The 17160-nt window shown below is 57.2% G+C and carries 15 protein-coding genes; 8 read left to right on the forward strand and 7 right to left on the reverse strand.

Annotated features, from left to right (window positions below):
• Positions 1-56 precede the first annotated feature (56 nt).
• From hisD (ACYAC5_RS18800) to ACYAC5_RS18815, 4 genes are all read right to left on the reverse strand, one after another.
• Entirely contained in the window at positions 57-1355 is a 1299-nt protein-coding gene (hisD, locus tag ACYAC5_RS18800; protein ID WP_101760649.1) for a histidinol dehydrogenase, read from the reverse strand.
• The gene (locus ACYAC5_RS18805) at positions 1352-2506 is read right to left on the reverse strand and encodes a nuclear transport factor 2 family protein (protein ID WP_110868186.1); all 1155 of its coding nucleotides are present in this window, start codon (positions 2504-2506) and stop codon (positions 1352-1354) included. Before ACYAC5_RS18805 ends, hisD (ACYAC5_RS18800) begins: the two co-directional genes overlap by 4 nt.
• A 152-nt stretch (positions 2507-2658) precedes the next feature.
• Positions 2659-3627, reverse strand: coding sequence for a nuclear transport factor 2 family protein (locus ACYAC5_RS18810; protein WP_110868187.1), 969 nt, complete (start codon positions 3625-3627; stop codon positions 2659-2661).
• Positions 3627-4694, reverse strand: a complete 1068-nt coding sequence (locus ACYAC5_RS18815; protein WP_192415331.1) for a LacI family DNA-binding transcriptional regulator — start codon at positions 4692-4694, stop codon at positions 3627-3629. Before ACYAC5_RS18815 ends, ACYAC5_RS18810 begins: the two co-directional genes overlap by 1 nt.
• A 298-nt stretch (positions 4695-4992) precedes the next feature.
• On the opposite strand from ACYAC5_RS18815, the gene ACYAC5_RS18820 reads away from it, so the two are divergent.
• The 8 genes from ACYAC5_RS18820 (at position 4993) to ACYAC5_RS18855 (ending at position 13643) form a co-directional block, all read left to right on the forward strand.
• The gene (locus tag ACYAC5_RS18820; RefSeq protein WP_462062089.1) at positions 4993-6228 is read left to right on the forward strand and encodes an MFS transporter; all 1236 of its coding nucleotides are present in this window, start codon (positions 4993-4995) and stop codon (positions 6226-6228) included.
• Positions 6225-7526: an amidase gene (locus ACYAC5_RS18825; protein WP_309832622.1), complete on the forward strand. Its 1302-nt coding sequence runs from the start codon at positions 6225-6227 to the stop codon at positions 7524-7526. The genes ACYAC5_RS18820 and ACYAC5_RS18825 overlap by 4 nt, the downstream gene beginning before the upstream one ends.
• A 170-nt stretch (positions 7527-7696) precedes the next feature.
• Entirely contained in the window at positions 7697-9016 is a 1320-nt protein-coding gene (hisD, locus tag ACYAC5_RS18830; protein ID WP_137386759.1) for a histidinol dehydrogenase, read from the forward strand.
• A gap of 10 nt (positions 9017-9026) precedes the next feature.
• A complete protein-coding gene (locus tag ACYAC5_RS18835) occupies positions 9027-9788 on the forward strand; it encodes an SDR family NAD(P)-dependent oxidoreductase (RefSeq protein ID WP_280172213.1) in 762 nt (253 codons plus the stop codon).
• Between the two features lie 10 nt (positions 9789-9798).
• Positions 9799-10980, forward strand: coding sequence for an MFS transporter (locus ACYAC5_RS18840; RefSeq protein ID WP_158238591.1), 1182 nt, complete (start codon positions 9799-9801; stop codon positions 10978-10980).
• A gap of 2 nt (positions 10981-10982) precedes the next feature.
• Entirely contained in the window at positions 10983-11699 is a 717-nt protein-coding gene (locus ACYAC5_RS18845; protein WP_192415324.1) for an alpha/beta fold hydrolase, read from the forward strand.
• Entirely contained in the window at positions 11681-12463 is a 783-nt protein-coding gene (locus ACYAC5_RS18850; RefSeq protein WP_309832615.1) for an HpcH/HpaI aldolase family protein, read from the forward strand. Before ACYAC5_RS18845 ends, ACYAC5_RS18850 begins: the two co-directional genes overlap by 19 nt.
• Positions 12464-12473: 10 nt before the next feature.
• Positions 12474-13643, forward strand: coding sequence for a cupin domain-containing protein (locus ACYAC5_RS18855; RefSeq protein ID WP_309832613.1), 1170 nt, complete (start codon positions 12474-12476; stop codon positions 13641-13643).
• A gap of 45 nt (positions 13644-13688) precedes the next feature.
• Here ACYAC5_RS18855 and ACYAC5_RS18860 read toward each other — a convergent pair whose 3' ends face one another.
• The 3 genes from ACYAC5_RS18860 to fieF all read right to left on the reverse strand — a co-directional run bounded on the left by ACYAC5_RS18860 (position 13689) and on the right by fieF (position 16899).
• Positions 13689-14678, reverse strand: a complete 990-nt coding sequence (locus tag ACYAC5_RS18860; RefSeq protein ID WP_101760661.1) for a sulfate ABC transporter substrate-binding protein — start codon at positions 14676-14678, stop codon at positions 13689-13691.
• Positions 14679-14824: 146 nt separating this feature from the next.
• Complete coding sequence (gene pfkA, locus ACYAC5_RS18865) at positions 14825-15787, reverse strand: 6-phosphofructokinase (RefSeq protein ID WP_101760662.1); 963 nt, start codon at positions 15785-15787, stop codon at positions 14825-14827.
• A gap of 209 nt (positions 15788-15996) precedes the next feature.
• Positions 15997-16899, reverse strand: coding sequence for a CDF family cation-efflux transporter FieF (fieF, locus tag ACYAC5_RS18870; RefSeq protein ID WP_110868197.1), 903 nt, complete (start codon positions 16897-16899; stop codon positions 15997-15999).
• Between the last annotated feature and the right edge of the window lie 261 nt (positions 16900-17160).

Genomic DNA, 17160 nt, shown 5'->3' on the forward strand with positions numbered 1-17160 from the left:
TTCCTCTGTTCATCACCTGCCAGCATCCTCGCCTGGCAGGTGATGAAAGTCACGGACTAATCCTCCGCGCCACGCAGGATGGCGTCGAGTTTTTCTGGCTGCAAACGAATCTGCGCTGCACGACGATGCGCCTGCATCCCTTCGGTACGGCTCTGGCGCACCGCAGGAGCAGCGATGGCGGCGATGCCCTGATCGTCAATCCATTGATGCGTGCAGGTTTTCAGATACGCACCGACCCACAATCCGCCGGTGTAACGTGCCGCCGCCATGGTGGGCAGCGTGTGGTTGGTGCCGCAGCATTTATCAGAAAACACCACGCTGGCGTTTTGCCCGATAAACAGCGATCCGTAATTGCGGATGCGCGCCGCCAGCGCATGGGGATCGCGCGCATGGATTTGCAGATGCTCAGTGGCGATCTCATCGGTGTACGCCACCATCGCATCCTCGTCGGCACAGAGAACAATTTCGCCCTGACGCTGCCACGCCTCACCAGCCGTTTTCGCCGTCGGCAAGGATGCCAGCTGCGCCTCAATTTCCCGCAATGTTGCATGCGCCACGCGCTCGCTGGTGGTGGCCAGCCCAACACGCGTGCGCACGTCATGCTCCGCCTGCGCCAGTAGATCCGCTGCCAGCACGCGCGGATCAGCACTGTCATCGGCGACGATAAAGATTTCGCTCGGCCCCGCCAACGCATCAATACCCACTTTGCCAAATACCTGACGCTTCGCCTCATTGACGAAAGCGTTGCCCGGCCCGACGATCTTGTCCACCGCCGGCAGCGATGCGGTGCCGTATGCCATCGCGGCAATGGCCTGCGCACCACCAACTTTGAAAATGCGGTGCGCTCCGGCCAAGTGGCAAATTGCAATCATTGCCGGATGAGCGCCCGGCGGCAGACAGGCGATGATGTTATCGCAGCCCGCCACCACCGCTGGCACGATAGACATCACCGGCGCGGAGAGGATCGGATAGCGTCCGCCCGGCACATAGCAGCCCACGGTTTCAATCGGGATGATGCGATGCCCCAGATGAACGCCCGGCAACGTCTCAATCTCCAGTGGCTGCAAGGTGGCGCGCTGCGCTTCGGCGAAGCGGCGCACCTGGGCAATAGCAAACTCACTGTCCTGGCGGGTTTGATCGGCGAGTTGCGCCAGCGCCTGCTCGATCTCTGCTGCCGAAACTTCCAGTTGCTCCGGCGCGACACCATCAAATTTCTGCGAATAATCACGCAGTGCCGCGTCTCCGCGCTGACGCACGTTGCTAATAATGTCGCTCACGGTGGCGATCAGGCTGGCATCCGCCTGCGCATCTTCGCCCGCGGCTTGCTTGATAAACTGCACGCGTTGTTTGCTCATGCTTCCGTCTCCGCCAGTTGTCCCAATTTGATCTGCGCCAGCATCGCCAGGTGATCGTAAACCACCCATTCATCAACAATTTTGCCGTTCACCACGTGATAGTGGCTCATACCCATCACCAGCAGACGCTGTCCCGTTGGTTTACCCAACTCGCCGTAGCCAAGATGATGCCCTTCCATTACCCAGCGCACCGCCACTTTGGTGCCGCCCTCTTCACATGGATTGGAGCAGATATGCTGCGGCATCCATGCGCCGTCTGGGATCATGCCGATCAGCGCCAGCGTCTGATGGATCACCGATGCCTGACCATATAACTCTTTCATCAGTGGGCCGTGCCACTGCACATTGCTGGCGTAAACCTCTTTCACTTTGCCCAGCATGCGTTTGTTGTAAATCTCGTGCAGCCAGCCCAGCACCTGAGCTTCGGTATCACTGTGCGCCAGCGTGTAATCCGGATCGCTTTCCGGCGGATACTGGCCGAGCAGACGACGGTTTTCGCCAATCTCCGTCAGTCGGAAACCCTTATCAAACTGCTCTTTCGCCATGTTGTACGCGATCTGGTCGGTATCCAGCCCCAATTGACGCATCAGCGACATGTTGTCGCTCACCACCCATTCGCGGTAAATCTTGTTTTCCAGAATCATGCAGTCCGCCACGGTGCGCGTGGTGAAGGTGCGGTTGGTGGGTTTACCGTATTGGCTTGATTGTGTATGGCGGCCGCTACCGGTGACCAGATGCGAGGTGTAGAAGCCGTCCACGTCGTTGCCGTTCCAAATCACCTGCGTTGCCATGCCGCGGCGTTCCGGGAAGGCGACCAAACGTTGCAAGGTATCGAGCACCACTTGTTCACGGGTATAAATGGTGCCCAATGCGTTGTATAACACGCAGTTATGGGTGTAATGGCTGTAGATCAGCCCGACATCGCGCTCATCCCAGATCTTGTGGGTACAACGCACAATGTAATCAACGATATCGGTATAGCAGGGATCGAAACCGCGCATTGGCTGCACCCGCGCACGGTTTTCTGGAACCAGATCGACAAAATCTCGTCGCTCAACCTGCAAAACCGGTTCGGCCTGGGTGCGTGCTGAGGTTTTTTCTGCGCTCTTTTCACTGGCGGTGGCTTTATTAGCCGTATCCGTTGTAGACATAAACACTCCTGCTTTTGACGAATTAAGGGTGAGCGCGGTCCTCGCAATCAAGCGCTGCCGATTCACCCGGCTGAATTCAGGGTGCAGAACGCCGTCGGTAATTAAGGGATTAATTACCGTGACGTGATGCGTTATTTAAAAGTGCTGATTAATCAGCTGAGTAGCTGTAACCAGATTGAGAGTTCATCAATACCTAAATATTCCCGCATGATGACGCCATCACGTAATTCCAAATGAGAAATACCGGAAATACACACTGGCTTGCGCGACGGCGGACCAAACTTTCCGTAGCCGTCATGCCAGCTCAACAGTGACCAGCGCAGGCTGATGCGCACCGGTTCGTTGGCATCGCGGCGCACCACCAAATGATGCAGCTGCGTTTCGCTGTCAGCGAATGAGGCGCGATAGCCGGAAAGGAAGCTGCCAATCTCCTGCTCGCCGGTAAAGCTGCTGTGGCCCGGTCCGTGCAAGGTGGCGGCGGGATGATAAACACCTGGCACCACACCGCTGTTGCCGCCGGCCCACATGCTGAGATAGCGCTCAATCAAACCCGCGATGGTTCCTTCGGCATCATCGCCATCCGGGCCGCCAGCCCAACGCGCTTCCAGCTCTTCGGGCGCGGGCATCTCCAGCCCTTGTTGCTGGCGCATCTGCGTTAGATGCTGGGCAAACTCCGCCACGTTGGTACCAATCTGCGCAAGAATGCCCGCGCGATCCTGCAGCAGCCACTCTTGCTCCACCAGCCCATCACGACAAATACGATCGGCGAAAGTACGTACCCAAACCGTTTTGCCACTCGGCGCGCCAAAGAAGCCTTCGCCCAGATGCTGAATACGTGCCTGCGTGCGCTGCGAGGCGTACCAACAGGTATCGCCTTCACGCGCGGTGAGAATATCTTCGGTCAGCACCTGACGCTGCGGGAAGCAATGTAACGCTTCCAGCGTCAAACGCATGAAATCGCTGAGTTCGGTCAGGCGCTTTTCCGGCGTGTGAAATACCACCGGCGTGGCGTAGAAATCAGCCAGCTGCCCGATATCCTTCTGCTCCCATACCACGTGGGTTAACGTCAGAATAAACTGCTGAATAGAATCAAACTGGGGACTGAAACCCGGCAATCGCATTACTCAACCTCCTCTGAACGAAATAGCAGCTGGCCGTTCTCTTCTACCACGCCGTGACGCGGACGCCGCGCGGAGTGGCGTACTACCAACGTGCCGGGAATAACAATTTGCTCGGGTGCCATCACCGCGCTGTCGATTTGCTGCATTAGCAGGCCAATGGTGCGTTGCACCATCACTTCAACCGGCTGACAGATAGACGTCAGCGCATACGAAGGCCAGCCCGCTGGACCAACATCGTCATAACCCACCACCGACACATCCTGCGGAATGCGCAGACCAAACTCGTAACGCGCCACATCCATAACCGTCAGCGCCATATGATCGTTGACGGCAAACACCGCATCGGGCGGCGTGCCGCTGCTGAACAATTGACGCGCCGCCTGTGCGGTTTGCTCGCTGTCGTTTTGACCCGCTAACACCGTGACGTCGATGTTGCGCGCGCGCAATGCTTCGCGAAAACCGTCCAGCCGTAGCTGATTTACCGAAGCGTTGTCCGCGCCGGTAATGCAGGCAAAGCGTTGATGTTCGCCTGCCAACAGAAATTCGGCGATCTGACGTGCGGCGGCACGGTTATCGGTATTCACGCTTGACGCCATTTCGCTTTCGGCGGTGCGGTTGAACAGCACCACCGGAATGCCCGCGCCGTGGCACTCTTCGGATAAGGCATCGGATAACGCGCCGGATGCCAGCACAATGCCATCCACGCGGTACTGCATGATCTGATCGAAAATGCGGTCAACATTGCTATCCCGATCGCTGACGAACAGCAGCAGATGGTAGTTAAGCGCATCCAGTTCACGCCCCAGCGCTTCCAGCACATGGGGATAAAACGGATTATCGAAACAGGAGATCACCACACCAACGATGCGCGAACGTGCGGTGTTCAGCGATCGCGCCAACGCGTTGGGTCGATAACCCAACTCACGGGCGGACTGCAGCACCTTTTCACGCGTGGCCGGTGAAATACTGGCGCCCGGCGTGAAGGTACGCGATACCGCAGACTGTGAAACGCCGGCGTGCTGCGCAACGTGTTGTGAGGTCACTGGACCGAAGGTCTTACGTTTCATGGTGTTATCTTCCTGTTTAGCACACTGATGCACGGGTGACTGCCGGGCATTGTAGCCAATTTCATCAACCGGACTCACCTGCTTCGGTGTGTGTTTTTTACTCTTACACCTTTTTTGCATGCGTATGCAACACTCAATAACTTTTTTTTCACATTGCCAAGCACGCACTTTACAAACATGAAATCATTTCGTAACTTCGGCCGTTGAATACGTATTCAATGCATGCAACATAACCGACCCGGACTCAGGATGAAACCCGCGTTTTTAGTCACTTATCTGTGTTGATAAGAGGTTTAACATGTTTCGAGCACTGTTTAGCCGTCCCGAGCTGTTGACGTTTTTCACCATGAGCGTGCTGTTTTTTATCTGCATTCACGGCTTCGATGCCTTCATGGCGCCTTACATGGTGAGATTAGGCATTGAACCGCAAACCATCGGCATGATCATGGGCGCCTCTGGTTTGGCGTCGCTGTGTATCCGTTTTCCGCTCAGCGTCATCTCTGACGTGATGAAAAATCGCAAAGTGTTTATGCAGTTCGCCCTGCTGCTGCCGGTGATTGCCTGGCCGCTGGCGTGGATGTTCCCCGCTGCGCTGACATTCTGGCTGGCCAAGCTGGCCTGCGGAATCGCTGCCGCGAGTTGGGTGCTCTACAACATCATTTTCATTCGCTATTTTCGTCGTGACGACGCGCCGGCTGCGGTGGCGCTGTTGGCATTGGCCGGGCCGATTGGCGTATTTATTAGCAATGCCATTTGCGGTGCCGTTGCCCTATGGCTGGGCAGTACGCAGGCGTTTTTTGTGCCAGCGATTGCCGGTTGCCTGGCGCTGCTTCTCAGCCTGCGCGTTCGTGAAGAGGAAGATAGCCACAAAGCGCCGCACCTCAAAGCCTGTATCGACAGCGCTAAACGCCAGTTAGCGGACCGCTCAATTTGGTTTATTGGGCTGCTGGCGACGGTGGTGATTTTGGTCCCGTTTGCCACTCGCGACACGCTCACGCCCATATACGCTCAGCAGTTAGGTGCCAAGGCGGGCACGCTGGCAGTGCTGAGTAATATCCACTTGTTGTTTTATGGTGTGGCCGTGGCATTGTGCAGTTCCGTGTTTTATCAGCGGCTGGGCTTGGTTAACACCGCGCTGGTGGGCATCGGATTACAAATCATCTCGTCAATTTTCGTCCCCTTGACCAGCAACATGTGGCTGATTTACCTGTGGCAAGGTCTGGCCGGTTTTTCCTTTGGCATGGCGTTTGCCGTGTTTATGTCCTTGAGCGTGGTTAACACTTCGGAACATGAACAAACCACCCGGATGGGTCTGTTTCAAACCATCTATTCGTGCGGCATGTTTTTCGGCCCGGTGTTGATGGGCGTGTTGTTGCAACACGTCAATGTCTACGCGGGTTATTGGGTGATTGGTGGCTTGTGTCTGATCGCTGGCGTGTTAACACCGCTAGCGGCAAAACGGGTGCAGCAGCGTCAGTTGCCGCCAGCGGCACGTGAAGCGAGCGGCATGCTGTCGCAGGATGCGGTGAAATGAGTGCCGCGCGCCTGCAACCGCAGCGCAACAGTGCGGAAGAGGTTGAACGCCGCTTAGCCGCTATCAACGCAGGCCGCGCGCTCAACGCGATTATCAGTATTAATCCCCAGGTGATGAAAGAGGCACAGCGCTGCGATCGCTTATGGCGTAGCGGCGCGCCGGTTGGCGTGCTGCACGGCATTCCGCTGGTGATAAAAGATAATATTGATTGCATCGGCATGGCTACCACGCTCGGCTGCCGGGCGCTGGCCGAAGCACAGCCACGTGAAGATGCGCGCGTAATTGCACGCCTGAGAACTGCGGGTGCGCTGATTCTCGCCAAAGCGAATCTGTCTGAGTTCGCCTTTGACGTACGTTCGCGCAGTTCGCTCGGCGGCGATGTGCGCAATCCCCTGAATCCACAGCTGACCGCCGGTGGCTCAAGCGGCGGCAGCGCAGCGGCGGTGGTGGCCGGTATGGCGGATGCGGCACTCGGCAGCGATACTGGCGGATCGATCCGCATTCCCGCGGCATGGACCGGTCTGGTGGGACTGCGTCCGGCATTTCGCCGCCGCCAGCTGCGCGGCGTCGCGCCGCTTTCGCTCAGCAAAGACACCGTTGGGCCGATGACATGGTGCGTGGCTGATGCGGCGCTGCTGCATCAGGTAACGCATGGGCTGCCGGTGCGCCCGCTAGCGCAGCGAACCTTGCGGGGTGTGCGGCTGGGCATGGTTAGCGATCTGCCAGGCGATGATGACGCGCAACGTCAGGCATTAGCACAGGCTTTCTCTCGTCTGCGGCGGGCGGGCGCCACACTAATTCCGCTGCGGTTACCGCTATCATCGCGCGTGGCGCAGGAACCTTGTCTCAGCCTGCGCGAATTCCATCCGGCGATGTCCCGCTGGCTAAGCAAAATGGACCATGCGCCTGCTTCGCTTTCGGATCTGCTGGCACGAGGCGAACATCTCGCCGAGTTCGATGAACTGCTGCAATTACACCTCACGCGCAGCGCGCTGGTGTGTGCCGCATGGCGCGAGCAACGCCGTTTTCAACGCCATTTGCGTCAGCAACTGCAACAGCAGATGCAGGATCAGCGGCTGGATGCGCTGATTTATCCCACCAGCCAGCGCACTCCGATTTCACTGGAGAAGATGCCGCCGGGCTGGGCGCCGGAGCTGGCGGCCATCAGCGGCTTACCCGCCGTAACGTTGCCGTTTGGTCAACTGGCTAACGGTTTGCCGCTGGGGCTTGAACTGCTCTATCCAGCGCCTGATGAAGAAGCATTGCTGGCGCTCGCTTTGGCGATAGAGCGACTGTAAAACCAGAAAATTCATCATGTTAATCCCCGTTCTGCGGGGCTTTCTGCTGCCTGCAATTTGAAAAAACTGCGCACATTCTCACTTTTCATCTTTTCCCCTTTCAGCCTCTTTACGCTCTTTGCATACGTATGCAAACCTGATTAACAGCAATCAATGATGAGGAAAAGAGCATGGCAATCTGGTTAAAACAGGCGGCAGCGAAAGCAGAACGCCAACAGCAGCAACAGCGCGTACGCAGCGATGTGGAAGCAGTGCTGGCGCAAATTGGAGCGCGCGGCGATGACGCGGTGCGCGAACTCTCGATTAAGTTCGATGGCTTTGCCCGCGATGATTTCCGCTTAACGCCGCAGGAGATTAATGCCTGCCTGCAACAGCTGACCAAACAAGATATTCGCGACATCGAATTCGCTCAGGAGCAGGTGCATAACTTCGCTCAGGCGCAAAAAAATTGCCTGACCGATTTGGCGATTGAAACGCGTCCGGGCGTGATACTTGGCCATCGCAACATTCCCATCAGCAATGTCGGCTGTTACGTGCCGGGCGGTAAATACCCGCTGCTGGCTTCGGCGCATATGTCGATCATTACCGCCAAAGTCGCAGGCTGCGATCGCATCGTGAGCTGCGCCCCGCCGTTTCACGGTAAACCGGCTGCAGCCATTGTTGCGGCGCAGTCGATGGCCGGCGCCGACGAGATCTATGCGCTCGGCGGCATTCAGGCGGTGGGCGCCATGGCGATTGGTACTGAGCGGATTGCGCCGGTCGATATGTTAGTCGGGCCGGGCAACGCGTGGGTGGCCGAAGCCAAACGCCAGCTATTTGGCCGCGTTGGCATCGACCTGTTCGCTGGCCCGACCGAAACGCTAGTGATCGCCGATGACAGCGTTGACGGTGAACTCTGCGCAACCGATCTGCTCGGCCAGGCGGAACATGGCCCCACCTCACCCGCGATTCTGCTGACCTGCTCGCGCCAGCTGGCGCAGGAGACCGAGCGCTATATTCACCAGCTGTTGCTGCAACTGCCTACCGCCGATGTGGCGCAACAAGCCTGGCACGACTATGGCGAAATCATTCTCTGTGCCGATCACGACGAGATGCTGGCAGAAGCCAACCGCATCGCTTCTGAACACGTGCAGGTGATGACCGATCGCGATGACTGGTATCACCAGAACATGCGCAATTACGGCGCGCTGTTTCTCGGGCCGCGTACCAATGTGGCTTATGGCGACAAGGTGATCGGCACCAACCATACGCTGCCCACGCTGGGTGCATCGCGTTATACCGGCGGCTTGTGGGTGGGCAAATTTATGAAAACCTGCACCTGGCAGCGCGTCACCAGCGATGCGGCTTCGGCAGAAATCGGCGCTTACTGCTCGCGCCTGGCGCTGCTGGAGGGCTTTGCCGGTCATGCCGAACAGGCCAACATCCGCGTGCGCCGCTACGGCCAGCAGGAAGTGGCCTACGCCGCACCCGCGCCGGTTACGGTGAAATAAGGAGGCGCGCATGGTTCCGACTACCCCTTTATTTCGCCTGGATGGACAGCGCGCGCTGGTGACCGGCGGCTCGCGCGGTATCGGTTTTGCCGCCGCTATCGCGCTGGCCGACGCCGGAGCGCAGGTGTGGATTGCCGCGCGCGACGCCGATCGCCTGGCGCACGCCTTGCAGCAGGCGGCGAGCGCCGGCCTGACATTGCATCCGCTGCCGCTCGACGTCTGCAACACGCACGCGGTGCGCCAGACACTGCACGATTTGCCGAGCTTTCATGTGCTGGTCAACAGCGCCGGGCTGGCGCGCCATCAGCCGTTTAGCGAGGTCAGCGAAGCCAACTTTGATGCGGTGATGGACGTCAACCTGCGCGCCACGTTTTTCCTGTCGCAGCAGGTCGCAGCCGGTATGCAGGCCGCCAGACACGGCGGCAGCATTATCCATCTCTCTTCGCAGATGGCGCACGTCGGCGGCCCGCAGCGCAGCGTCTACTGCGCATCAAAAGCGGCGCTGGAAGGGCTGACGCGTGCCATGGCGCTGGAGCTGGGACGCGACGGCATTCGCATCAACACCTTGTGCCCCACCTTTATCGAAACCGAACTGTCGCAGGCCTCGCTGGCGGATGAAGCGTTTCGCCAGCAGACGCTGCGCCGCATTCAGATTGGTCGTCTTGGCACGCTGGAAGATGTGATGGGGCCGGTGGTGTTTCTGGCATCACCGGCCGCAGCGTTGATCACCGGCAGCGCGCTGAAGGTGGATGGCGGCTGGACGGCTTATTGAGGAACTCATTATGAAAGCGTTATTGCGTCGTGATGTGCTGCTGTTTTTCATTATTAGCTTGCTGTTTTTTATCAGCATTCACGCCTTTGATCCGTTTCTCGCCCCCTACATCATGTCGCTGAATGTCGAGGCGCGCGTGATGGGAATCATCATCGGCGCGACCGGATTGGCCTCGATGCTGTTGCGTTTTCCGACCGGCATTCTGTCGGACCGCTTTCGCCGCCGCAAACGCATTATCCAGATTGGCTTGTTGTTTACGCTTATCGCCTGGCCGGTGGTTTACCTTTGGCCGACACCGGAAACACTGTTTATCGCCAAGCTCGCCGATGGCGTCACCAGCGCGACGTGGGTGGTGTATAACGTGATGTTCGTGGCTTACTTCCCGCCGCTGGAAGCCGCCGCCGCGATCGCCATGCTGAGCGTCACCTCGCCGGTAGGCACTTTTATCGGGATTTCGGTGGCGGGATTTATTGCCCGTCATTTCGGTGCCGAATCGAGCTTTTTGGTGGCGTCCGCTGCCGCGCTGCTGGCTTTTTTGCTAACGTTCTTTATCCGTGAAAAACGCCCGGAAGCGATGCCCACGGCGCAACGTCTCTCTGCGGTTCGCACTCAGCTGCGTGATCCTTCGGTGTGGTATCTCGGCGGACTCTGTGCACTGGTGATGATGGTGCCATTTGCCACGCGCGACACGCTGACGCCGCTACTGGCAGAAGGCTTTGGCATGGCGGCCGCTTCGCTGGCGACGCTAAGCGGCATCCATCTGTTCTTCTATGCGCTGGCCACCGCGCTGTGCGCGCCCTTCTTCTATCGCCTGCTGGGCTTACGCAACACGGCAATTATCGGCGGCGTGCTGCAAGGGGCCGTAGCGATAGCCATGCCTTACGCGCCCAATATCTGGCTGCTGTATGGCTTGCAGGCGCTGGCGGGCTGTGCCTTCGGCATGATCTCCACCGTGCTGAATTCGCTGATCGTCACCCGCACGCCTGCCTGGCAGCAATCCACTCGCGTTGGGCTATATCAAAGCATCTACTCCGCTGGGATTTTCTTTGGCCCGGTGCTGGTCGGCTACATCAAATACTACTTCGCGATGCAGCAGGGCTTTATGGTGATTGGCATTATTTCATTGCTGTCGCTGCTGCTGGTGCGCCATGTGATGCGGATGGTGAATGCCCGTCCTGTGGCGGAGGGCTAATCATGTCACTGCCTTTGGTGTTACTGGGCGGTACCTTGTGCGACGGCGCGTTGTGGCAACCGCTTTGCCGCCATCTACCGCAGCAGCCGATGATCATTCCCGAGATGAGCGGTGCTGACAGCGCCGAACAGCTCGCGGCGCAACTGCTGACTGACTTGCCGGCGCGCTTTTTACTGGTGGGATTCTCGCTGGGTGCGCTGGTGGCACTGGAGATGCAGGCGCAAGCCGCGCAACGCATCGCGGGCCTCGCGCTGCTGGCGGTGAATCCGTTGGCGGATGCGCCGGTCAACGCTGCGGGACGTATTGCCTTGCTTGATCGAGCTGCGAAAAACGGTATGCGATCGGTGATTGAGCAACTCTGGCCGCGCTATGTGCATGCATCGCGGCTGGCGGATCGCGAGCTGCTTGGCGCGCTGGTGACGATGGCAGAACGCAGCAGCGTTGAGCGCTTTCGTCAACAGACCGCCATCGCCATACAACGTCGCGATTTACGGCATACCTTACCGGCGCTGCAGGCACCGCTGTTGATCCTCAACGGCGACAGCGACGCCATCTGCACCCCCGAACACCATCACCTGCTTGTCAAAGCGGCTCCCGCCGCACGCCACATCACGCTTGAACAGTGCGGACACTTTCTGCTGCTGGAGCAGCCGCAAGCCTGTGCCCGCGCGCTGCAAACCTGGATTAAGAGGAGTGAATTATGCGTATCAACCCTTTAAAACAACGCCGCGGACCGATTATTAACGGCTGGCTGGCGATCCCCAGCAGCTACAGCGCCGAGATTGCCGGACATCAGGGCTTTGATGCCGTCACCGTTGACCTGCAACATGGCCTGATCGATTTCGCCGCCGCACTCAGCATGTTGCAGGCGCTATCCTCCACACCCGCGACGCCGCTGGTGCGCGTCTCGCACAACGAGCCGGCGCAGATTATGCGCATGCTGGATGCCGGCGCCTACGGCATTATCTGCCCGATGATCAACGATGCCGCCGAAGCGCAGCAGTTTGTCGATGCCTGCCGCTATGCGCCGCAAGGTTCGCGCTCGTTTGGTCCAGCGCGTGCGCTGCTGTATGGCGGCAAAGATTATCCGCAGCATGCTAACCAGCAAATTCTGACGCTGGCGATGATTGAAACACGCGCAGGGTTGGCCAATCTTGATGCCATTCTCGAGGTCGAGGGATTGGACGGCGTCTTTATCGGCCCCAACGATCTGTCCCTTACGCTCACCGGCCAGGCCAGCGCCGAATCGCAGCATCCTGAGATGTTAAATGCCATTGAACGGGTGCTGAGCCGCACCCGCGCCCGCCACAAACTGGCCGGGATTTTTTGTACCAGCGGAGAAGCCGCCGCACAGCGCATCGCACAGGGCTTTCAGTTGGTGACCCCCGCCAATGATGTGATGCAGCTAACGCATACCGCACGCCACGCTGTCGCCACCGCGCGCGGTGAGGCGTTGCCTGTTCGTTCTGGTTCGGGTTATTGAGGAGAAGAAGATGAAACAGCAAACGTTGTCCGCTACAGCAGCACGTGCGCGCCTGATCGCGCCGCAAGATATGGTGTCGTGCAATCTGGCGTTTATCGACTGCAAACTGCCGGGTTCGCATCTCAAGCAGAATTACTCGTTTATCGGGCCGGGCGTGACGCAGTCGTCTGAGCAGGTGATCAATATTCCTGAAGCGCACGGTTTTAATATTGGCGCGGCGGCGATGCCAAAAGGCGTGACCAATAATCTGCATCTGCATTTCACTGCCGAAGTCTTCCTGATCCATGAAGGCCGCTGGCGTTTCCGCTGGGGAAATAAAGGCGAAGAGTCGCTGGAGCTCGACGCTCCGGCGATTGTCAGCCTGCCAACATGGATTTTCCGTGGCTTCACCAATGTGTCGGCTACCGATACCGATGGCTGGGTATTTACCGTGCTGGGCGGCGATAACACCGGCGGCATTATCTGGCATCCCGATGTGATGTCGGCGGCGGCGGAGTATGGACTCTATCTCAGCCCCAATAACATGCTGATCGATACCTCAACCGGCGCGGCGATCCCGCCGGTTGCAGAGCGTATGCCGCCGCTGCCCGAGGCGGAGATGGCGCAGTTACAGCATTTTACGCCCGAGCAGATGGCGCAGTTTGCCGTCACCGGTGAGCAGCGCGCCTGGAGCGAACACGCGCTGCTGGATGCCATGTTGCCAGGTCACGGTGCGCGTATGGCGCCCGTCATCGGCTATGGCATCAATCAGGATCGTCAGGTCGCTCCGCCCATCAACACGCCACACGGCTTCTCGGTAGAGTGGCTGGCTTTGCCAAAAGCGGGTGAAATGGGTACGCATCGCTGCGCACAGGTGCAAGTAATCATGGTGTTTAAAGGCACGCTTACTGTGACCTTCAATCGTGATGGTGAAGAAGTGACGATGACAGCGCCGGAGCGTTCGGTGATTTCCGTGCCGGCAGGCAGCTGGCGTCGCTATCAGGCACCCGATCATGCGTGTGAAGTGGTGATTACCACTGCGGGTGACGGACGGAAAAAACTGGAATGGGATAAAGCGATTGTCGATGCCGCTGCGGCTTTAGGTTGGGGGCTGGATCCAGATGGCTATCTGGTACGTCAGGCATTGTTGCCGCTGGTGGCGCAGCGTGCCGGTCGGCGGTTAGCGACGCAAGAGGCGTAATCGTATGTAAAAAGGTCGCCATAAATGGCGACCTGACAATGTACGTTATGGCTTCATCACCTGGTCGTAGCTGCCGCCATCGGCGAAGTGGGTTTTCTGGGCTTGCGTCCAGCCACCAAACTTGTTGTCGATAGTGAACAGTTTTACCGGGGCGAATTTATTGGCAAATTTCTCCGCAACGGCTTTATCACGTGGACGATAGAAATTCTCCGCCGCGATAGTCTGACCTTCCGGCGAGTAGAGATACTTGAGGTAATCTTCGGCTACTTTGCGGGTGCCCTGCTCGTCGACCACTTTATCCACTACCGAAACCGTTGGCTCCGCCAGAATCGATTCGCTTGGGGTGACGATCTCAAACTTGTCTTTACCCAGCTTATTTACCGCCAGATAGGCTTCGTTTTCCCACGCTATCAGCACATCGCCAATGCCGCGTTCCACGAAGGTGTTAGTGGCACCACGTGCGCCGGAATCCTGCACTTCTACGTTCTTAAACAGCGATTTCACGTAAGCCAGCGCTTTGGCTTGATCGCCGTTGTTTTGATCCAGCGCCCAGCCCCATGCAGCCAGATAATTCCAGCGCGCGCCGCCTGACGTTTTCGGGTTTGGCGTGATGACGGAAACGCCCGGTTTGATCAGATCTGGCCAATCATGAATGCCTTTCGGGTTGCCTTTGCGCACCAGGAACACGATGGTTGAGGTGTAGGGTGCGGAGTTGTCCGGCAGGCGTTTAATCCAGTCTTTATTGATACGACCACGGTCAGCAATAGCATCGACATCAGATTGCAGCGCCAGCGTAACCACATCAGCTCGGATGCCATTGATCACTGAGGTTGCTTGTTTACCTGAACCGCCGTGCGACTGGCGAATCACCACGTTGTCGCCGGTTTCCTGCTTGTAATGCGCGCTAAACGCTTTGTTGTACTGCTCGTACAGCTCACGGGTTGGATCGTAAGAGACGTTTAACAGCTGAATATCCTTTGCCAGAACACTGGTTGAAGCCAGTAACAGGGTGACACCAATACTCCACTTATTCATTGCTTGCTCTCCCGAGGTCGTTATAGAACAAGACTGACACAAACTTATCCACGGATTAAAGAATTAAAAATAAGCTGTTATAACCGCACGGAATATGAGCAGGCATAAAAAAGGCGCGAATCGCGTCGCGCCTTGGTGCTGAATAATCAGTAGAGTTTTTTCGCGGTATCCAGCCAGTCGCGTTTGAATGGACGCTTCATATTTTCAATCGCATCGATGATGTCGTGATGCACCATCTTCTCGTTCTGAATACCGACGCAGCGGCCGCCGTAGCCTTGTAGTAGCAGCTCGATGGAGTAGGAACCCATGCGCGAGGCCAGAATGCGGTCATAGGCACAAGGTGCGCCGCCACGCTGAATGTGACCGAGAACGGTAGCGCGGGTTTCGCGTTTAGTTTCAGCTTCGATGAAGTGCGCCAGATCGTCGATATCGCAGATGTGCTCGGTGATCGCCACGATGGCGTGCTTTTTACCTTTGGCAATGCCGGCTTTGATTTCAGCAACCAGCTCTTCACGGGTATACGGGATTTCAGGCAGCACGATGAACTCGCAACCACCGGCAATCGCTGCCGCCAGGGTTAAATCGCCGCAGTAACGGCCCATCACTTCCACGATGGAGATACGCTGGTGGGAAGATGAGGTGTCACGCAGGCGGTCAATCGCTTCAACCACGGTTTCCAGCGCAGTGAAATAACCGATGGTGTAATCAGTACCTGCTACGTCGTTATCAATGGTGCCAGGCAGGCCGATGCACGGGAAGCCCATTTCGGTCAGGCGCTTAGCACCCATGTAGGAACCATCACCGCCGATAACCACCAGCGCATCAATACCACGCTTTTTCATGTTATCAATCGCGGTCTGGCGCACTTCATCGTTGCGGAATTCTGGGAAGCGGGCGGAACCGAGGAAGGTGCCGCCGCGGTTGATCATGTCTGACACGCTGTAGCGGTCAAGGTTGATCATGCGATCTTCGTACAATCCCAGATAGCCGTCGTAAATACCAAAAACTTCCAGTCCTTCACTCAGCGCGGAACGTACAACTCCGCGAATGGCTGCGTTCATGCCTGGGGCGTCGCCGCCGCTGGTCAGTACTCCGATTTTTTTGATCATGACAACCTCTGGATTGTTCAAAAACTAAGGATTATTCCTGCCATGTGTCCGGCGTGGACCAGCTCGCGATCGCATGGCTTAATAGTTGCAAAATAGTATATCAAACGCTTGATGCTGAATTGATTCAGGTCAGACAAGTTTTCGCTAATTTTTTACAGAGTTGTTAGCGTTACGTCACTTTTTTTGTGTAATTGCATGATTTTAAGTCGCTAACCTTGAAAAAATCCATGTTGATTGCTCGGCACAACAGAACAGGGATCTTGATGAATGATGACGTCTGAGCCGGGAAACCTCTTGAGTAACGCCTGCTCAATTTGATCGGCCACCTGATGGGCCTGCACCAGCGGCAGCTGATCTTCCATCTCCAGATGCAGCTGGATAAAACGCGTGGGGCCCGATTGTCGCGTGCGTAATGCATGCGCGCCGCGTACGCCCGGCCAGTTGGTCACCACGTTGATAATCTCCTGCGTTTCATGCTCGGGCAAAACACGATCCAACAGCGCCTGTACCGCGTCATAACCCATCCGCAACGCGTTATAGAGAATGTAAACGCCGATGCCGAGCGCGAACAACGCATCCGCCCGTACAAAACCATAGCTGCTCAAACCGAGGGCGACCAATATTGCGCCGTTCATCACCACGTCAGATTGATAGTGCAGCATGTCTGCGCGAATCGCCTGGCTGCGCGTGCGTCGCACCACCCAGCGCTGGAAGGCAACCAACGTCAGGGTTGAAAACAGCGCAATCACCGTCACCACAATGCCCACCAGCGGCGCATGTAAGGTTTCGGGCGAGGCCAGATGCTGAATGCCGGTGAGAAACAGAAACAGCGCCGAGCCGGAGATAAACATGCTTTGCGCCAGCGCGGCCAGAGATTCGGCTTTACCGTGGCCGAAGGTGTGATCGTCATCGGCCGGCTGCAGTGAATAGCGCACCACCAGCAAATTGGTGAGTGAAGCGGCGATATCCACCAATGAATCCACTAACGCCGCCAACATACTGACTGAACCGGTATGCCACCAGGCGAAAATTTTCACGATTAACAGCAACGTCGCCAACGTAGTCGCCGCCAGCGCCGCCCGATTCACTAACTTTGCATAGGAAGAATCCATGCTATGCCTCGCCGGGTCGCACGCTTCATAGGTGCGGCCTTTAGGTCTCAAGATGGCTAAAGTTTATCATCGGCATAAGTGTGCTGCGTGATTGAATTTTAAGGCAATGATGTTAGAGAGAAATGACAGGCAAAAAAAACCCCCGCATCATGCGGGGGAAGACAGGGATGGTGTCCATTTATTATAGATAAGAAATTGTTTTAAAAGGATTTAATTCAACAAGCGTCCACCAATTGACCACATCTGGAACCCCCATTCAAT

Source organism: Pantoea sp. y20, assembly GCF_054903455.1.

Bases quoted from the DNA above. Each gene is read 5' to 3' on its own strand.
- hisD (WP_101760649.1), bottom strand. From the start codon at position 1,355: ATGAGCAAACAACGCGTGCAGTTTATCAAGCAAGCCGCGGGCGAAGAT.
- ACYAC5_RS18805 (WP_110868186.1), bottom strand. From the start codon at position 2,506: ATGTCTACAACGGATACGGCTAATAAAGCCACCGCCAGTGAAAAGAGC.
- ACYAC5_RS18810 (WP_110868187.1), bottom strand. From the start codon at position 3,627: ATGCGATTGCCGGGTTTCAGTCCCCAGTTTGATTCTATTCAGCAGTTT.
- ACYAC5_RS18815 (WP_192415331.1), bottom strand. From the start codon at position 4,694: ATGAAACGTAAGACCTTCGGTCCAGTGACCTCACAACACGTTGCGCAG.
- ACYAC5_RS18820 (WP_462062089.1), top strand. From the start codon at position 4,993: ATGTTTCGAGCACTGTTTAGCCGTCCCGAGCTGTTGACGTTTTTCACC.
- ACYAC5_RS18825 (WP_309832622.1), top strand. From the start codon at position 6,225: ATGAGTGCCGCGCGCCTGCAACCGCAGCGCAACAGTGCGGAAGAGGTT.
- hisD (WP_137386759.1), top strand. From the start codon at position 7,697: ATGGCAATCTGGTTAAAACAGGCGGCAGCGAAAGCAGAACGCCAACAG.
- ACYAC5_RS18835 (WP_280172213.1), top strand. From the start codon at position 9,027: ATGGTTCCGACTACCCCTTTATTTCGCCTGGATGGACAGCGCGCGCTG.
- ACYAC5_RS18840 (WP_158238591.1), top strand. From the start codon at position 9,799: ATGAAAGCGTTATTGCGTCGTGATGTGCTGCTGTTTTTCATTATTAGC.
- ACYAC5_RS18845 (WP_192415324.1), top strand. From the start codon at position 10,983: ATGTCACTGCCTTTGGTGTTACTGGGCGGTACCTTGTGCGACGGCGCG.
- ACYAC5_RS18850 (WP_309832615.1), top strand. From the start codon at position 11,681: ATGCGTATCAACCCTTTAAAACAACGCCGCGGACCGATTATTAACGGC.
- ACYAC5_RS18855 (WP_309832613.1), top strand. From the start codon at position 12,474: ATGAAACAGCAAACGTTGTCCGCTACAGCAGCACGTGCGCGCCTGATC.
- ACYAC5_RS18860 (WP_101760661.1), bottom strand. From the start codon at position 14,678: ATGAATAAGTGGAGTATTGGTGTCACCCTGTTACTGGCTTCAACCAGT.
- pfkA (WP_101760662.1), bottom strand. From the start codon at position 15,787: ATGATCAAAAAAATCGGAGTACTGACCAGCGGCGGCGACGCCCCAGGC.
- fieF (WP_110868197.1), bottom strand. From the start codon at position 16,899: ATGGATTCTTCCTATGCAAAGTTAGTGAATCGGGCGGCGCTGGCGGCG.